Annotated in this window: 18 protein-coding genes and 1 pseudogene; 10 read left to right on the top strand and 9 right to left on the bottom strand. The window is 71.9% G+C overall.

Annotated elements, in window-relative coordinates; all coding sequences use genetic code 11:
- Together STRAU_RS36670 and STRAU_RS36675 are read right to left on the bottom strand one after the other, a co-directional pair.
- A partial coding sequence (locus tag STRAU_RS36670) for a D-alanyl-D-alanine carboxypeptidase family protein (RefSeq protein ID WP_037664375.1) occupies window positions 1–953 on the bottom strand: 953 nt, incomplete at its 3' end.
- A gap of 171 nt (window positions 954–1,124) precedes the next feature.
- A complete protein-coding gene (locus STRAU_RS36675; protein WP_016645446.1) occupies window positions 1,125–1,574 on the bottom strand; it encodes a carboxymuconolactone decarboxylase family protein in 450 nt (149 codons plus the stop codon).
- An 82-nt stretch (window positions 1,575–1,656) separates the two neighbouring features.
- Here STRAU_RS36675 and STRAU_RS36680 point away from each other — a divergent pair, with 82 nt between their 5' ends.
- Both STRAU_RS36680 and STRAU_RS36685 read left to right on the top strand, forming a co-directional pair.
- On the top strand, window positions 1,657–2,538 hold the full coding sequence (locus STRAU_RS36680; protein ID WP_016645447.1) for a sigma-70 family RNA polymerase sigma factor: 882 nt from the start codon (window positions 1,657–1,659) through the stop codon (window positions 2,536–2,538).
- A 288-nt stretch (window positions 2,539–2,826) separates the two neighbouring features.
- Window positions 2,827–3,465 (top strand): hypothetical protein, encoded by a 639-nt coding sequence (locus STRAU_RS36685; protein WP_016645448.1) that lies wholly within the window; start codon window positions 2,827–2,829, stop codon window positions 3,463–3,465.
- Between the two features lie 78 nt (window positions 3,466–3,543).
- Here STRAU_RS36685 and STRAU_RS36690 read toward each other — a convergent pair whose 3' ends face one another.
- The 3 genes from STRAU_RS36690 to STRAU_RS36700 form a co-directional block, all read right to left on the bottom strand.
- Complete coding sequence (locus STRAU_RS36690; protein ID WP_158692209.1) at window positions 3,544–4,395, bottom strand: hypothetical protein; 852 nt, start codon at window positions 4,393–4,395, stop codon at window positions 3,544–3,546.
- 106 nt (window positions 4,396–4,501) lie between these two features.
- A complete protein-coding gene (locus tag STRAU_RS36695) occupies window positions 4,502–4,942 on the bottom strand; it encodes a hypothetical protein (RefSeq protein ID WP_016645450.1) in 441 nt (146 codons plus the stop codon).
- Between the two features lie 170 nt (window positions 4,943–5,112).
- Entirely contained in the window at window positions 5,113–5,397 is a 285-nt protein-coding gene (locus STRAU_RS36700; protein ID WP_016645452.1) for a YciI family protein, read from the bottom strand.
- A 24-nt stretch (window positions 5,398–5,421) separates the two neighbouring features.
- On the opposite strand from STRAU_RS36700, the gene STRAU_RS36705 reads away from it, so the two are divergent.
- The gene (locus STRAU_RS36705; RefSeq protein ID WP_106968165.1) at window positions 5,422–6,108 is read left to right on the top strand and encodes a Crp/Fnr family transcriptional regulator; all 687 of its coding nucleotides are present in this window, start codon (window positions 5,422–5,424) and stop codon (window positions 6,106–6,108) included.
- 71 nt (window positions 6,109–6,179) lie between these two features.
- Here STRAU_RS36705 and STRAU_RS36710 read toward each other — a convergent pair whose 3' ends face one another.
- Window positions 6,180–6,710 carry a GNAT family N-acetyltransferase gene (locus STRAU_RS36710; protein ID WP_037664377.1) on the bottom strand — a complete coding sequence of 177 codons (531 nt, stop codon included), beginning with the start codon at window positions 6,708–6,710 and terminating at the stop codon, window positions 6,180–6,182.
- 100 nt (window positions 6,711–6,810) lie between these two features.
- Window positions 6,811–8,104, bottom strand: a pseudogene (locus STRAU_RS36715) (MFS transporter).
- A gap of 149 nt (window positions 8,105–8,253) precedes the next feature.
- Here STRAU_RS36715 and STRAU_RS36720 point away from each other — a divergent pair.
- The 3 genes from STRAU_RS36720 (at window position 8,254) to STRAU_RS36730 (ending at window position 10,549) form a co-directional block, all read left to right on the top strand.
- The gene (locus STRAU_RS36720; RefSeq protein WP_016645455.1) at window positions 8,254–9,066 is read left to right on the top strand and encodes an AraC family transcriptional regulator; all 813 of its coding nucleotides are present in this window, start codon (window positions 8,254–8,256) and stop codon (window positions 9,064–9,066) included.
- Window positions 9,067–9,100: 34 nt separating this feature from the next.
- Complete coding sequence (locus STRAU_RS36725; protein ID WP_016645456.1) at window positions 9,101–9,694, top strand: helix-turn-helix domain-containing protein; 594 nt, start codon at window positions 9,101–9,103, stop codon at window positions 9,692–9,694.
- A gap of 177 nt (window positions 9,695–9,871) precedes the next feature.
- Window positions 9,872–10,549, top strand: a complete 678-nt coding sequence (locus STRAU_RS36730; protein ID WP_016645457.1) for a GNAT family N-acetyltransferase — start codon at window positions 9,872–9,874, stop codon at window positions 10,547–10,549.
- Between the two features lie 21 nt (window positions 10,550–10,570).
- On the opposite strand, the gene STRAU_RS36735 is transcribed toward STRAU_RS36730, so the two are convergent.
- Both STRAU_RS36735 and STRAU_RS36740 read right to left on the bottom strand, forming a co-directional pair.
- Window positions 10,571–11,062: a glutathione peroxidase gene (locus STRAU_RS36735; RefSeq protein ID WP_016645458.1), complete on the bottom strand. Its 492-nt coding sequence runs from the start codon at window positions 11,060–11,062 to the stop codon at window positions 10,571–10,573.
- Between the two features lie 16 nt (window positions 11,063–11,078).
- On the bottom strand, window positions 11,079–11,879 hold the full coding sequence (locus STRAU_RS36740; protein ID WP_016645459.1) for an ABC transporter permease: 801 nt from the start codon (window positions 11,877–11,879) through the stop codon (window positions 11,079–11,081).
- 126 nt (window positions 11,880–12,005) lie between these two features.
- On the opposite strand from STRAU_RS36740, the gene STRAU_RS36745 reads away from it, so the two are divergent.
- The 4 genes from STRAU_RS36745 (at window position 12,006) to STRAU_RS36760 (ending at window position 15,273) form a co-directional block, all read left to right on the top strand.
- Window positions 12,006–13,091: an S-(hydroxymethyl)mycothiol dehydrogenase gene (locus tag STRAU_RS36745; RefSeq protein ID WP_037664378.1), complete on the top strand. Its 1,086-nt coding sequence runs from the start codon at window positions 12,006–12,008 to the stop codon at window positions 13,089–13,091.
- On the top strand, window positions 13,091–13,765 hold the full coding sequence (locus tag STRAU_RS36750; protein WP_016645461.1) for an MBL fold metallo-hydrolase: 675 nt from the start codon (window positions 13,091–13,093) through the stop codon (window positions 13,763–13,765). The genes STRAU_RS36745 and STRAU_RS36750 overlap by 1 nt, the downstream gene beginning before the upstream one ends.
- A 125-nt stretch (window positions 13,766–13,890) precedes the next feature.
- On the top strand, window positions 13,891–14,607 hold the full coding sequence (locus tag STRAU_RS36755) for a DUF2470 domain-containing protein (RefSeq protein ID WP_016645462.1): 717 nt from the start codon (window positions 13,891–13,893) through the stop codon (window positions 14,605–14,607).
- A gap of 54 nt (window positions 14,608–14,661) precedes the next feature.
- Complete coding sequence (locus STRAU_RS36760) at window positions 14,662–15,273, top strand: isochorismatase family protein (protein WP_052029436.1); 612 nt, start codon at window positions 14,662–14,664, stop codon at window positions 15,271–15,273.
- Window positions 15,274–15,277 lie beyond the last annotated feature (4 nt).

A 15,277-nucleotide genomic window follows, 5' to 3' on the forward strand; every position in this document is an offset into this window, starting at 1 on the left:
GCGAAGCCCCAGTCGAGCAGCGACCTGGCCTCCTCGTACACGGTCATGCCGCCCCGCCGCGGGTTCATCACCGTCACCAGGACGGTGCGCGCGCCCCGGTGGGCCGCGGCGATCAGGGTGTGCCCGGCGCCGCTGGTGTAGCCGTTCTTGACGCCGATCAGGCCGCGGTAGGGGGCCACGCCGTCGGCGCCGGTGAGCAGCCGGTTGGTGTTCTGGATCGGGTACGACCAGTTGCCGTCGGGAAAGCTCGCGCGAGCCGTCGAGCAGTACCGGGCGAACTGCGGGTCGGCGAGGCCCGCCCGGCCGAACACCGACAGGTCGTACGCCGACGACACCTGGCCGGGCGCGTCGTAGCCGTCGGGCGACACGACGTGCGTGTCGCGGGCGCCGAGCGCGCGGGCCTTGGCGCGCATCTGCCGCACCGTGCGCTCCCAGCCGCCGTTCATCGAGGCGAGCACGTGCACGGCGTCGTTGCCGGAACTGAGGAACACCCCGCGCCACAGGTCGGACACCTGGTAACTGCGGCCCGCCGAGAGGCCCACCAGGCTGCTGCCGCCGCCGACGCGGGCCAGCTCGGTGTCGGTGACGGTGTGCCGGGTGTCGGGGTGCAGCCGGGGCAGCGCCGTCAGCGCGAACAGGGACTTGAGGGTGGAGGCGGGCGGCAGCCGGCGGTGCGCGTTGTGCGCGGCGAGCACTTCGCCCGTCCTCGCGTCGGACACCATCCAGGACAGCGCGGACAGGCCACGGGGAACCGGTGGCGCGTCAGGGCGCGGGCGTACCTGGGTTCCGGACCGGTCGAGCAGGGACGAGGAGTACGCGGGCGCGGGCTTCGGCGGCGCGGGCTCGGCGCCGACGGCCGGTCCCGCGAGGCAGACCAGGGCCCCGGTGGTGAGGGCCGTGGCGCGCAGGACGGGGGCGCGCCGGGACGGGCGCGAAAGGTACCTGATGACCATTCAGCCACCGTAGGAGCGGGCTCCCCGCCGCGCAGATCGGCTTGGCCCGGGTGGATGTATCGGACACGCCCTGGGGCGTGGCGGCCGAGTGGGGTCGCCGACACGCCGTCGGGGCGTCATCCCTATGCCGTGCGCAAGGCACGGCCTCCGGGGGATGACGCCCCGCCCGGCTCACCAGGTCTTGCCGGCCTGCTCCCGGGTCGTGCGGTTGATCCGGTTGAAGAAATTGGTCAGCGCGATCTCCAGGATGACCGCGCCCAGTTGCTCCTCGCTGAAGTGGTCGGCGGCGGCGTCCCAGATCTCGTCGGTCACGCCCGGTGCGCCGTCCTGGATCCGGGTGGCGGCCTCGGTCAGGGCGAGGGCCGCCCGCTCCTCTTCGGTGTAGAAGGGCGTATCGCGCCATGCGACCACGTTGTGCAGCCGCTCGTCCGTCTCACCGGCCTTCCGTGCCGCTTCGATCCCGGCGAAGATGCACGGGCTGCAGCCGTTGATCTGGCTGGTACGCAGATGGACCAGGGACAGCAGGTGCTTGTCGACGCCCCCGGCGTAAATCGCCTTGTAGAGGTGCTGGATCGCCGTCACCACGTCGGGGTTCGCCGGGCTGTTCAGTCGTGCTTCCATCGGTGCTGCTCCTTCATCGGTTACCTGCGCCCCTTGGGGCCCGTCATCACCACGACGGAGCAGAGTCGAGAAAGGTAACAACATGTACGACACCAGCGCGGCGGACCCGATGGCCGAGGCGTTCGAGGCTCAGCGTGACCGGCTGCGCGCGGTCGCCCACCGCATGCTCGGATCGCACGCCGACGCCGAGGACGTGGTCCAGGAGGCGTGGCTGCGCCTCTCCCGCCAGGACGCGGCGACCATCCACAACCTCGCCGGCTGGCTGACCACGGTGGTCGGGCGGATCAGCCTCGATGTCCTGCGATCGCGCCAGGCCCGCCCGGAGGCGTCCTACGACGACGGTCTGTCCGAGTTCGTGGTGACGCTCGACGACGGTCCCGCCCCCGAGGACGACGCGGTGCTCGCCGACTCGGTCGGCCTCGCGCTCCTCGTCGTACTGGACTCGCTCGGGCCGAGCGAGCGGCTTGCGTTCGTGCTGCACGACCTGTTCGCGGTGCCGTTCGAGGAGATCGGCCAGATCCTCGGCAAGTCCACCGCCGCCGCCAAGATGCTCGCCAGCCGCGCCCGCAAGAAGGTGCGGGCCATCGAGCGGCCCACGGTCGCCGGGCGGGAGCAGCGAGAGGTGGTGCACGCCTTCCTGGCGGCGGCTCGCAGCGGCGACTTCGAGGAGTTGCTGCGGGTGCTCGACCCCGAGGTGAAACGGACCGTCCACACCCCCTCCGGCGTGGTCGTCACCCTCGGCGCCACCCAGGTCGCAGCCGGCGCGCGACTGTCCGGCGCGGCGGCACAGGGGCGGGCGGTGCTCGTCAACGGCCTCCCAGGGCTCATCGCCTGGCGCGAGGACGGAACCCCGCTCTCGGTCGTCGCGTTCACCGTCGTCGACGGCAGGATCACCGACATCGCGGTCGTGGTCGACCCGGCCAAGCTCGCGCGGATGGACCTGCCGGAGCCGGCGGCGGGGTGACGAAGGCGGAGGCCGACCGGCGGGGAGCGCCGCGGGTCGGCCGATGGACGGCTGTGGCTGGGTGAGGTGTCTGCCCGCACCGGACTGTGAACTTCGAGGCGCGTACGAGTAGTTGCTCGCCGCGCAGCCGGGCTCACCTCACTCGTACGATCATTACGCCGAAGCCCTGAACAGGAGCTATCGTCACCGCCACACGGGTCAACTGCCCGGAAGGCGCGGGTGGCAGCGGTTGTCGGGCACCGCCCGCCGAAGGCTGCCACGGCCGAAGACAGAGAAAGGGCCGACACCATGACCGAGAGCGCGAGCGCCGCCACGGCACTGGCATCGCAGTACGCCACCCAGGTGAGCGGCGACCTGGAACGCAACGTCAAGGAGCAGGAACGTATCCGGGCGGAGATCGACACTCTGCAGGAGCAACTGGCCGCCCTGCACCGTGACCACACCGTGCTGATGAACATCCGCCAGGCCCTGGAAGTCGCGACCCCGCCCGCCGCGACCGCTGAGGCGCCGGAGAGGGCCGGCGTGGTTCCCGCTCCCCGGCGCAAAGCCGCGGCCGCCGCCAGCAGGAGCAAGCAGCGGGCGGCCAGCCGGGACGGGTCGCCGCAGCGCGGCACGGCGGGCGGAAAGCAGGCCCGCAAGACCGCGCCCACAAAGGCCGCCGAGCCCACCCTGGTCGAACTCATCCGACGCTACCTCGACACGCAGACCGAACCACGCTCCGCGGCGGAAATCGCCATCGACCTCGGTCAGGCGCATCCCGCCCGTGGCGTCAAGGCCACCGTCGTGCGCACCACGCTCGAAAATCTGGTGGCCAAGAACCGGGCCCAGCGCACCAAGCAGGGCACGTCGGTCTTCTACACCGCGCCCGACGCTCCCGCCCAGGTGACGAACCCTGAACAACAGCCCCAGCCGGACCACGCGGAGTGACACCGCCATTGCCGCGCGCGGCGATCGCCTCGCCTGTGAACGGGAGAAGTCCCGCGCGGGCAGCGTCGGCCAAGGCCCTCACCTACTGTGCCGCCGTACATTCTCCAGGTAGCGCTTCCGGGCCTCCTCGACCTGTCGGAAGCGCCCAGCACTGTCTTTGATCGCCTGGTGCTGCAGGGTCGCGTCGGCCCGCCACCAGACGTCCACCAGGTGTGTCCGGAGTTTGCACGCGACGTCGTCGCGGGCCGTGGCGATCTCGGCGCGGGTGGGACGCCCGCCCTTCCATCGGGGGTCCTCGTTCGGGTCCATCGGATGGCGGTAGGCATGCCCCCGGTCCCGCATACAGGCCCGCCACTTGCCGAACACCCGCTGGGCGGCGGGGGTGTGCTGGGACTTCTCGTACGCGGCGGCGGAAGCCTCGTTGACCAGGTCGGAGCTCACTTTTGGTACGTCGCGCACGAGTGCGTGCTGGGCCCGTTCCTGGCAGCCCGACCGGCCGTCGGTACCGTAGGCAGCTGTCCGCTGCCGTGCGGTGAGCCTCGCGTCCCGCTGTTCCAGGCGCCGCTCCGCGGTCTTGGTGACCGGGTCGGGCATGGCGTGGTATCCGTAGCGCTTCGCCACCGCAGGCTCAGCCAGACCGTAGCGGCCGCGATGCGGCCATGTCTCGGTGGCGGGGTGGGGGAGCTCGGGCCAGTCCAGTCCCTGACGCGCCATGCACGACTTGATCAGCTTCTCCTGCGCCGTGGCGGCGAGGGCGGCGTTGCGGCTGTCCAACTCGTACGCGTCCAGGGGCAGGGCGAGTGCGCGGATCTCCCGGCTCGGGGCGGGCGGCCGATCCGGGGGGCGGTTACCGTCGTCTGCCGAGGGTCCCCCGCAGCCCGCGGCGAGCAGCAACATCAGGGCCGCTGCGGGTGCGATACGCCTGCGCATGGTCATCACCTCCCAGGAGGTGCCGGAGGCACGGCAGGCGGCGCCGTACCTCCGGCAGATGGACTGGCTCACTTCAGGGCATGGATTCGCGCCGCCGGTTCACGAGTCAGACGCACGACTTGTACAGCGAGCTCGTCTTGTACTTGACGCGGGTGTCCTTGAGGTCGGACGACCACGTCCACGGGTGGAACGTCCAGTGGTCACCGCGGTTCCAGTAGTTCGTCCACAGCGTCCAATAGCAGCTGCGAGTGAGGTTCTTCACCGAGCGGAGATTGTCGTTGACCTTGCGTCCGTTGTTGTATTTGTTGTCGGACAGCTTCATGTCCGACTTGCAGAACTTCTTGTAGCCGCCCGTGTAGCGCCAGTGCTCGTACGCATGCAGCGGGGCCGGGCACGCCGCCCTGGCCGACCGCGCGGTGTCGTCCGCGGCGGTGGACCTCGGGGTCTTCGGGGCGTTGTCGGCCTGGGCGGTCGGAGCCGCCAAGGTCAGCCCGGTGCCGAGCGCAAGGGTGGCCGTGGCCAGCGCGAGGCGCTTGTGTCGATGCATCAGTGGTGTCCTCCGTTGTCTTCGGGTAGGCGCACCGCCCCCGTTGGCGGTGGTGGTTTCGGCCGTTCGCTCTGTATTCGAGCGGTCGGTTGGTTGTTCAGCAGCCCGCTTCCGTACTCGTGAACAAAACCGTGGGGGTCTTTTCGTGCCGCAGCGGCACCGCACGTGTCTCAGTGGGCAAGGCCCACCACAGGGGACCATTCCCGGATGCTGACGATCTCGACGGCCGGCAGGCGAAAGTAGGGATCGGCGTCCAGCAGGCGGTGGAGAGCAGCACGGTCCGGGACATCGAAGAGCAACAGCGCGCCCGAATCGTCCGTGAAGGGACCGGCCGCGTGCAGTCGGCCCGTTGCATGGAGCGCGGTGAGGGAGGCGCGGTGAGCGGGGCGGGCCGCGAGTCGGGCGGCGCTGTGCTCGGCGTTGTCGGTGCTGAAGCGCAGTTCGAAGGTCCACATGGTCCGGACGCTAGTGTCGAGTGCATGTGCGCGTCTGTATCGGCTGATACACCTACAAGGCTGTCTCTGGCGGAGATCCCGCTCCTGGCCGGCCTGCCCGAGGCAGAGTTGGCTGAGGCATGGGCGGCTTCGACGGCCAAGCATTATGGCGTCGGCGATGCTCTTTGCCGGGAAGGCGAGCCTGCACATGAGCTCGTGCTGCTGCTGAGGGGGCAGGTGGCGGCGACTTCGGTCACAGCCGGTGGTTCGGTCGTCCGTCATGGGATCTGGACGTGTCCGGCCGCTCTGGACAAGACGGCGGTGATCGACGGCCGTGGGCATACGGCGACGTTCACGGCGGAGACGGAAGCATGTGTCCGAACGCTCCCGCGCCCGGCATTCCTGGCACTGATCGACGACGTCGCCGCCGTGCGCGGCCATGTACTGCGGACGTTGGCCGCCGAGACACGGCGCCAGCAGGCACGCGTCGTGGACACCCTGTTGCCCGCACAGGCGCGGCTTGCCGCCTGGATGCTGAAGGCGGCCGATACGGAAGGCGTCGTGCGCCTGCCCGCGTCGCAGCAGCAGCTCGCGGAGCTGCTCGGGCTCACCAGGGTCACCGTCAATCGCGCGCTCGGCGCGTTCCGGCGGGATGGCCTGATCGAGTACGACCACGGTGCGGCACGAGCGACTCTGCTGGCTCCGGAGCTCTTGCAGCTGCGCGGGCTGTGACACGCCAGCCCCTCAAACCCTCCCAGCCGAGGCCGACCGGCGGGGATCGCCGCCGGTCGGCCGATGGACGGCTACCGCTGGGTGAAGTCCGCCGCCACGGCACGGAACCGTGCGGTCGCGGCGGCGTCCTCGCGCAGGCGTCGTAGTCCGGCCTTCTCCAGGACGCGGACGGATGCCGGGTTGGACAGTTCCACGGTCGCGTGCACTGCGTCCACGCCGGGCGCGGTCAGGGCGAACTCGACCAGCGCACGGGTGGCTTCGGAGGCGTAGCCGCAGCCCCGGCGGGAGGCGACGATGCCGTAGCCGACCTCCAGGGCGCCGTCGCTCGGCGGCCAGAACAGCCCGATCGAGCCGATGACTTGGCCGGTGCCGCGCTCGGCCACCAGGCGGTGGCCGTAGGCGGTGAGGCCCTCGGGGTGTTCGGTGAGGAAGTCCGCGATGACGCGGTCGCCTTCGGCGGGGAAGTCCTCGGCCCAGTCGGCGAGGCGGGGGCCGTCGGCGACGGCGGCGAGCTCACCCGGCGTCCACGGGCGCAGCACGAGCCGTTCCGTGGTCAGGTCGGCGCCGGTCACCGAGAAGGAAGAGAAGGATGGTGAACACATGCGGTACTCCAGGTCGTTTCAGACGACCGGGCCACGGCTCACAGTCCGCGCGCGGCCCGGACAAGGGCATGCTGACGACGGGCCTGGCAGGCCATATTCATCAACCTCCCTTGTCGGAGCGGCAGTCGGCGGCGGGCGCTGAGTGCGCGCGCGTCGGTGGATCGTAACAAGGGGGCTCGGGCGCGGGTTCGGCGGCCGCGTTTATCCGGGTGGACGGCGGGACGGGGCTCCCGGTCGGCGGCGGGACGGGCCTCGCGTCCGGCATGGCCGGCTCGCGCAGTGGTCGCAGCAGGAGCCAGCCGACGGCGGGCAGGGCGATCAGTGGGGCGAGGGCGAGTTGGAGGGAGGTCGTGTCGGCGAGGGCGCCGATGAGGGGGCTGGCGATGCCGCCGACGCTGACGGTCAGGCCGAGCGTGACACCACTGGCCGTCCCCACGCGCCCCGGCAGGTAGTCCTGACCGAGCGTGATGTGCAGGGAGAAGGGCACGTACAGACCCGCGGACGTCAGCGCGACGAAGAGATAGAGCAGCGGACCCGGGACCAGGACGACGCCCGCGACCGCGAGCACGCTCAGCGCGTACGACCACCGGACCACCGTGACGCGGCTGTGGCGGGTGGCGAGGCGGCCCCCGGGTGGCGAGGCGTCCCCCCGCCACGGTGCCCACCGCGCCGCCGAGGTAGAGCACGAACAGCGCCGCCGTACCCGCGAACTCGCCGCCGTGGGTGCGCTCGCGCACGTACAGCGCGATGAACGCGCTCAGGCCGACGAAGACGATCGAGCGGCACACCACGGCGCCGGACAGCCGGAGGAAGGACGGCCAGTCGTCGCGGCCGGCCGCGACGCGGCCGCGCGTCGCCGCGCTCGCGTCCCCGGGTGTCCGCAGCGCCCGCAGCGCCGCCGCGCACAGCACCGCGCCCGCGAGGGCGGGTACGACCAGTAGCAAGGACGCGCCCAGTCCGCCGGTGGCGACGACGGCGGCCACCAGCAAGGGGGCGGTGGCGAAGCCGATGTTGCCGCCCAGCGAGAACCAGCCCATCGCGGTGTGGCTGCCACGGCTGGCGACGCGCGCCACGCGGGCGGCTTCGGGGTGGTACGCGGCCACGCCGATCCCGGACACGGCGACGACCGCGAGGGTCAGGGCGTAGGAACCGCCGACACCGCTGAGCGCGACACCGGTGCCGCCCACCAGCGTGCTCACCGGCAGCAGCCACGGCATCGCCCACTTGTCGGTGAGCGCCCCGAACAGCGGCTGCACCACGGACGACAGGAGTGAGGCGGCGAGGACGATGCCGGAGGCGGCCGCGTAGGAGTACGCGCGCTCGGCCACGAAGAACGGCACCAGGGCGGCGACGGCTCCCTGGTAGACGTCCACGCAGGCGTGGCCGAGGGACATCAGGGCGAGGGGTCTGTTGCCGGTCTTGTGTTTGTTGCTGGTCTTGTCTCTGGACACCTGTCGATCGTCGCGATGTCCCACACTGTCGGGCTTCCGATAAAGTGCCAGCTTGTATCGATTATCCGCCATGAGCCGGAGGGGTCCGCCCGATGCAGGAAGCCGCCCGCCTCGTGCCGGAGGCGGCCCACCTCGTGCCGGAGGACGCCCACCCCGCGCCCGAAGCCGTCCGCCACACCCCCACGGCCCCCACGCACGTCCGCACCCTCGCCGCCGGGGAGCGCATCGACGCCCACCGGCACGACGACCACCAGATCGTGCTGCCCGGGTCCGGGGTCGTCGCGGTCACCACCGAGGCCGGCACGTGGTTCGCGCCCGGCACCCGCGCCATCTGGGTGCCCGCGGGCACCGTCCACGCGCACCGCGCCCACGGCCATCTGAACGCGCACTTCGTCGGGCTGCCCCCGGACGAGAATCCGCTCGGCCTGGACGCCCCCACCGTCCTGTCGGTCAGCCCGCTGCTGCGCGAGCTGATCGTCGAGTACACCCGCGTACCCGCCGACACCGGGCCCCAACGCCGCCGACTGCGCGCGGTCCTCCTCGACCAGCTCCGTACGTCGCCCCAGCAGCCGATGCAACTGCCCACGCCCGCCGACCCGCGCCTCGCGGCCGTCTGCGCCCTGGTCCACGACCACCCCGAAGACCCCCGCACGCTCGCCGCCCTGGGCGCCGCGACCGGCGTCGGCGAACGCACCCTCAGCCGCCTCTTCCGCGCCGAACTCGGCATGACCTTCCCGCAGTGGCGCACCCAGTCGCGCCTCTACCACGCGCTGCGGATGCTGGCGGACGGCACTCCCGTCACCACCGTTGCGCACCGCTGCGGCTGGTCGTCGACGAGCGCGTTCATCGACGTCTTCCGCCGCTCCTTCGGCTACACGCCCGGCGCCCACAACCGACGCCCCTGACGGCGCGGTGGTCGCAGGTGCTTAGGATGCCGTCATGGCTGATCCGGACCCCTCGACCCGTCCCTCCGCGCGGGATCCGGAGCTGGGCTTCCCGCCGCCCGGCGAAGTGCTGCACCGGCTGCGTACGCAGCGGGGCATGTCGCTGCGTCAGGTTGCCGCGGAGTGCGGGCTCTCGGTGTCGTTCCTGGCGTCCCTGGAGCGCGGCGAGACCGACATCGCGCTGGAGCGGCTCGGCCGGCTCGCGAAGGTCTTCGACCACGACGTCGGCTCGTTCCTCGGCTTCTCCCGCGGCCGGGCCACGCCCTCGGTCTTCCCGAGGGAGGAACAGGAGACGCTGAACCGGGCCCCCGGAGTCGTCTACCGCGTGCTGCGCTCCCCGGAGCTCGGATACCAGGTCGTCACCGGTGACTTCCAGCCCGGCTGCGGCCTCACCGAGGACCTCCAGCACGAGGGCACCGACCTCGTCATGATCACCGGCGGCACCCTCGTGGCCCGCTACAACGGCGTGGACCACGAACTGCGCGCCGGGGACTGCATCCAGTGGTCGGCCGGACACCCGCACACCTTCCGCAACGACGGCGAGGAACCGGCCCAGATGGTGGTCGTGCTGTTCTCCAGCCTCTACTGACGCTCCGTCACCTGTCTCGGGCGCCCTCCAACTGCCCCACGGACACCCGTCCGTGGGGCTTTCTGCTGTGCGGACCGGCGATCCACAACCCTCTCGCGTTGAACAGTATTCTGTACTAGCGTGCAATTTACCGCACACGATGTGCGCGGTCGACGACACGTTTCCTGGGAGGGACTCATGACTGCGGAGAGCGCAGACATCACGGAGGTCGCAGCGAACACGGACGTCGCGGAACTGGCCAGGACCTGGGCGGCGGGCTGGGCCGTGTCACGCCGGACACCCCGGCCGACGGAGCTGCCCTGGGGGGTGTATCTGGCTGTGGGCCGCCCCGAGCGGGTCGGGCGCCATGTGCTGCCGGAGCCGAGTGCGGACGTGGTGCGCGCGGCGGCCGCCTCGGTCGAGACGCCGTACACCTGGCTGGAGGTCCCCGCCGAGCCGAGCGAGGTCGAGCCCTGGCTCCCGGCGGACTGGGCGATCGACAAGGAGGAGTCGGGCTACCTGATGGCCGTCGGGCTCCGGCCCGCGGAGCCGGTGGCGCCCGACGGCTACACCGCGTCGATCGAGACGGAGGACGGCGTCACCTTCGTGCGGGTGCACGACGGCGCGGGACAGCTCGCGGCCCAGGGCCAGATGGCCGTCCTCGGGCACGCGACCGTCGTGGACCGCGTCGTGACGCAGGAGGCCCACCGCCGCCGCGGCCTGGGCGGCTTCGTCATGCGTACGCTCACCGACGAGGCCCTGGCCCGCGGGGCGAGGATCGGCGTCCTGGGCGCGACCCCCGACGGGCGTGCGCTGTACGAGACGCTGGGCTGGCACCTGAGCGCGCCGCTGACGTCCTGCGTCTACCGGCCCTGAGCGCGGGCGTGCCGGGCGGAGTCAGGCGGGGAGGCTCGCCTCGATGGCGGCGACGACCTCGGGGGAGTCGGGCTCGGTCTTCGGGGAGAAGCGGGCGACGACCTCGCCGTCGGCGGAAACCAAGAACTTCTCGAAGTTCCAGCGGATGTCGCCGCTGTGGCCCTCGCCGTCCGCCGTCGTGACGAGCCGCTCGTACAGGGCGTGCCGCCCCTCGCCGTTCACGTCGACCTTCTCCGTCATGGGGAAGGTGACGCCGTACGTCGCCGAGCAGAACTCGGCGATCTCCTCGGACGTGCCGGGCTCCTGGCCCATGAACTGGTTGCAGGGCACGCCGAGGACGGTGAAGCCGCGCGCGGCGTACGTCTCCTGGAGGCGCTCCAGGCCCGCGTACTGCGGGGTGAGCCCGCACTTGGAGGCGACGTTGACGATCAGGACGGCCTTGCCCCGGTACTGGGAGAGGTCGGCGGGGCCGCCCTGGAGGCTGTCGATTTCTACTGCGTCGTAAACAGACATGAGGCCGAGCGTACGCTCAGCCGACTCTGTCGGAGGCCGGGGGTTCGTCGCGGTGGAGCTTGCCGTACGCGATCAGCTCGACGGTCACGGCGACGGCGACCGCCTGTACGGCCATCAGGGCGATGAGGACGAAGAGCTGGACCGCGCCCGCCTGCACCGGCGACGCGCCGCCGAGCAGCATGCCGACGAACGCGCCGGGCAGCGTGACCAGGCCGACCGTGCGGGTCTGGTCGAGGCCGGGCAGGAGCGCGTCGGAGGCGGCGGGGCGGATCACCTCCAGGCGGGCGTCGCGCTCCAGCAGGCCGAGGGCGAGGCCCGCCTCGAACTCGCCCGTCCGGGTGCGCAGTTCGTCCAGGGCGCGGCGGCCGCCGAGAACGGTCGCCGTGAGCGCGCCGCCGATGAGGATGCCGGTGACCGGGATCATCGCGATGCCGTGGACGGGGACGAGGCCCGCCAGGGTCAGCGCGGCGACCACCGGCACGACGGGCACCGCGATGGGCACCGCCGCCCACCACCAGGTGCCGTTCGGAGTGATGCGCCGCCCGGCCGTACGGGTGGCCACGCCGAACATCAGCAGCAGGAAGGCGAACAGGGCCGCCGTGTGGTGGATCACCCAGCCGATCAGCAGGGACACCACGGCCAGTTGGGCGGTGGCCCGCACCCCGGCCACGGCGATCTCCCGCGCCCGGCCCCGCGAGTCGTCGGGCGAGAGCCGGAACACGGCGGCCGTCGTCGCCGCGGCGAGCAGCAGGAGCACCAGGACGACGGCGAGCGTCGCGTTCACGGGCAGCAGGGTCTGAGCAGCGATTTCGCGCACGTTCTCACCCTAGGCGCGGGGGCCGTAGGCTCCTCGTACCGGCGTGTTTCGCCGCTCGCGGGCAGCGGCGCCGGACGGGACGTACGCAGGCGAGAGACGTACGCAGGCGAGAGAAGGGCGAGAGTCATGGCGCAGCAAGTGCGGGGCGTGATCGCACGCGCGAAGGGCGAACCGGTGCGGATCGAGACGATCACGGTGCCGGACCCGGGGCCGGGCGAAGCCGTGGTGAAAGTCCAGGCGTGCGGGGTCTGTCACACCGACCTGCACTACCGCGAGGGCGGCATCAACGACGACTTCCCCTTCCTGCTCGGACACGAGGCGGCGGGCGTCGTGGAGTCGGTGGGCGAGGGCGTCACCGAGGTCGCGCCCGGCGACTTCGTGATCCTCAACTGGCGTGCCGTGTGCGGCCAGTGCCGCGCCTGCAAGCGCGGCCGTCCGCAGTACTGCTTCGCCACGCACAACGCGAAGCAGAAGATGACCCTGGCCGACGGCACCGAGCTCGCGCCCGCCCTCGGCATCGGCGCGTTCGCGGAGAAGACGCTGGTCGCTGCCGGGCAGTGCACCAAGGTCGACCCGGCGGCGTCCCCGGCCGCGGCGGGACTGCTCGGCTGCGGGGTGATGGCCGGGCTCGGCGCCGCGATCAACACCGGCGGCGTGGGCCGCGGCGACTCGGTGGCCGTCATCGGCTGCGGCGGCGTCGGCAACGCCGCCGTCGTGGGGGCCCGCCTCGCCGGTGCCGCGAAGATCATCGCGGTGGACATCGACGACCGGAAGCTGGAGACCGCGCGCGGGCTCGGCGCGACGGACATCGTCAACTCGCGTTCCGGGGACCCGGTGGAGGCGATCCGCGAGCTGACGGGCGGCTTCGGCGCCGACGTCGTCATCGAGGCGGTCGGCCGCCCGGAGACGTACGAACAAGCCTTCTACGCCCGGGACTTGGCGGGCACCGTCGTCCTGGTCGGCGTGCCGACACCGGAGATGCGGATCGACCTGCCGCTGCTCGACGTCTTCGGGCGCGGCGGCGCGCTCAAGTCGAGCTGGTACGGCGACTGCCTGCCCTCGCGGGACTTCCCGATGCTCATCGACCTCTACCGGCAGGGGCGGCTCGACCTCGACGCGTTCGTGACCGAGACGATCGCGCTCGACGAGGTCGAGAAGGCGTTCGAGCGGATGCACCACGGCGACGTGCTGCGTTCGGTGGTGGTCTTCTGATGGCCACCGAGTCCGCCGGGTCCACCGGCTCGTCCGCGCCGTCGGGCGGCGCGCGCGTCGACCACCTCGTCACCTCCGGAACGTTCTCGCTCGACGGCGGCACCTGGGACGTCGACAACAACGTCTGGATCGTCGGCGACGACCACGAGGCCGTCGTCATCGACGCCGCCCACGACGCCGAGGCCATCGCGGCCGCCCTGGGCGACCGCCGCCTGGTCGCGATCGTGTGCACGCACGCCCACGACGACCACGTCGACGCCGCGCCCGCACTCGCCGACCGCACCGGCGCGCCCGTCCTGCTGCACCCCGACGACCTGGAGCTGTGGAAGCTCACGCACCCGGACCGCGCTCCGGACGGCGAGCTGGCCGACGGCCAGGAACTGGCCGTCGCCGGCACGGTGTTGCGGGTCCTGCACACGCCCGGCCACTGCCGCGGCGCGGTCAGCCTGTACGCGCCCGCGCTCGGCACCGTCTTCACCGGGGACACCCTCTTCACGGGCGGCCCCGGTGCGACGGGCCGCTCCTTCAGTGACTTCCCGACGATCGTGGACTCCATCCGCGACCGGCTCCTGACGCTGCCGCCCGAGACGGTCGTCCGCACCGGGCACGGCGACAGCACGACCATCGGCGCGGAGGCGCCGCACCTGGAGGAGTGGATCGCGCGCGGCCACTGACGGGCACGTGACCTACACCGAAGGCCACCTGGGACACCCTGGGTGGCCTTTTCCATGTCACGCCTGCTGGCAGCACCACGCGATCTCCGATAAGTTAGGCAAGGCTTACCTAATGGAGGTTGAGGATGGGTGTCCGACACGTCAGCACGACCATGCCCACCGCGGCGGCGCGCGCCCGCTCCGTGCTCGCCACCGCCTGGTCCTGCGCGGTGACCACGGAGATCGGCAGAGACGACCTCGTCGGCGCCCACACCGTCAGCGAGCGGGGCGCGGTGCTGCTGCACCCGCCCGAGGACAGCGCGCTCGCCGCCGCGCTGATCTGCGCGCCGCGCGGCGAACCGTCGACGCTCGTGGAGTTCGCGGACGTCGCGCCGGTGCCGGTCCGGGACCGGGTGCGCTCCCGGCTCTGGCTCTCCGGAACGCTCACGGCCACCCGCGACCACCTGGTGTTCGAGCCGGCCTGCGCGGTGCTGCACGACAGCAACGGCCGCACCGGAATCGACCTCGAGGAGTTCGCGCTCGCCGACCCGGACCCGCTCGCCCTCGCCGAGGGCCGGCTGCTCACCCACCTCGCCGACGCCCACCCCGAGGCCGTCGAGCAGCTCACCCGGCTCGTCGCCGCGGACAGCCTGTCCGGCGTCGTCGCCGTCAAACCGCTGGCCATCGACCGGCACGGTGTGACGCTGCGCCTGGAACGGGTCAGCAGCCAGGCCGATGTGCGCCTGCCGTTCCACGAACCCGTCGACGACCTGGGCCAGGTCACCGAGCGCATGCACGCGCTGCTCACCAAGGCCCGGCTGCTGCGGCGGCCGGTGCTGCGGCCGGCCCCGCCGGAGTCCTGACGGTATGCGGGGGCCGGTGCGGGACATCCGTAACCCGCAGGGATGATGGGGCACATGAGTTCTGCCACCACATCCTCGAGCGAGCCGACGTCCGCCGGCACCGCCCCCGTCGAACCCGTCGAGGCCCTGATCATCGTCGACACCCAGTCCGGCTTCGTCGTCGGCGACGAAGCCGTGCCCGACGCGGAGCGTCTGCTGCCGCGCATGGAACAGCTCCTCGCCAAGGCGCGGGCGGCCGGCGCGCTCGTCATCCAGCTGCAGAACGACGGCCCGGAGGGCGCCCTCGACGAACGCGGCACGCCCACCTGGGAGACGCACTTCCCCGTCGACGCCGAGCGCGGCGAGCTGGTGTTCCACAAGACCGTCGACGACGGCTTCGAGGAGACCGAACTGGAGGACGTGCTGCGGGCGGAGGGCGTCGGCGCGCTCGCCGTCTGCGGTGTGATGTCGGAGATGTGTGTCAGCGCGACCTCGCGCACCGCCCTGGACCTCGGCTTCCGGGTGGTCATTCCGCACGACGCCCACGCGACGTACGACATTCCGGCGGCGGCGGGCATCAGCGACGTCGTCCCGGCGGCGACCGTGTCGCGTGTCGCGGAGTGGGCGCTCGGCGACGAGGTCGAGATCGTGCCGAGCGTGGACGACGTCAGCTTCGTGGCGCTGTAAGCCC

Source organism: Streptomyces aurantiacus JA 4570, assembly GCF_000414115.1.
Classification (GTDB): Bacteria; Actinomycetota; Actinomycetes; order Streptomycetales; family Streptomycetaceae; genus Streptomyces; species Streptomyces aurantiacus_A.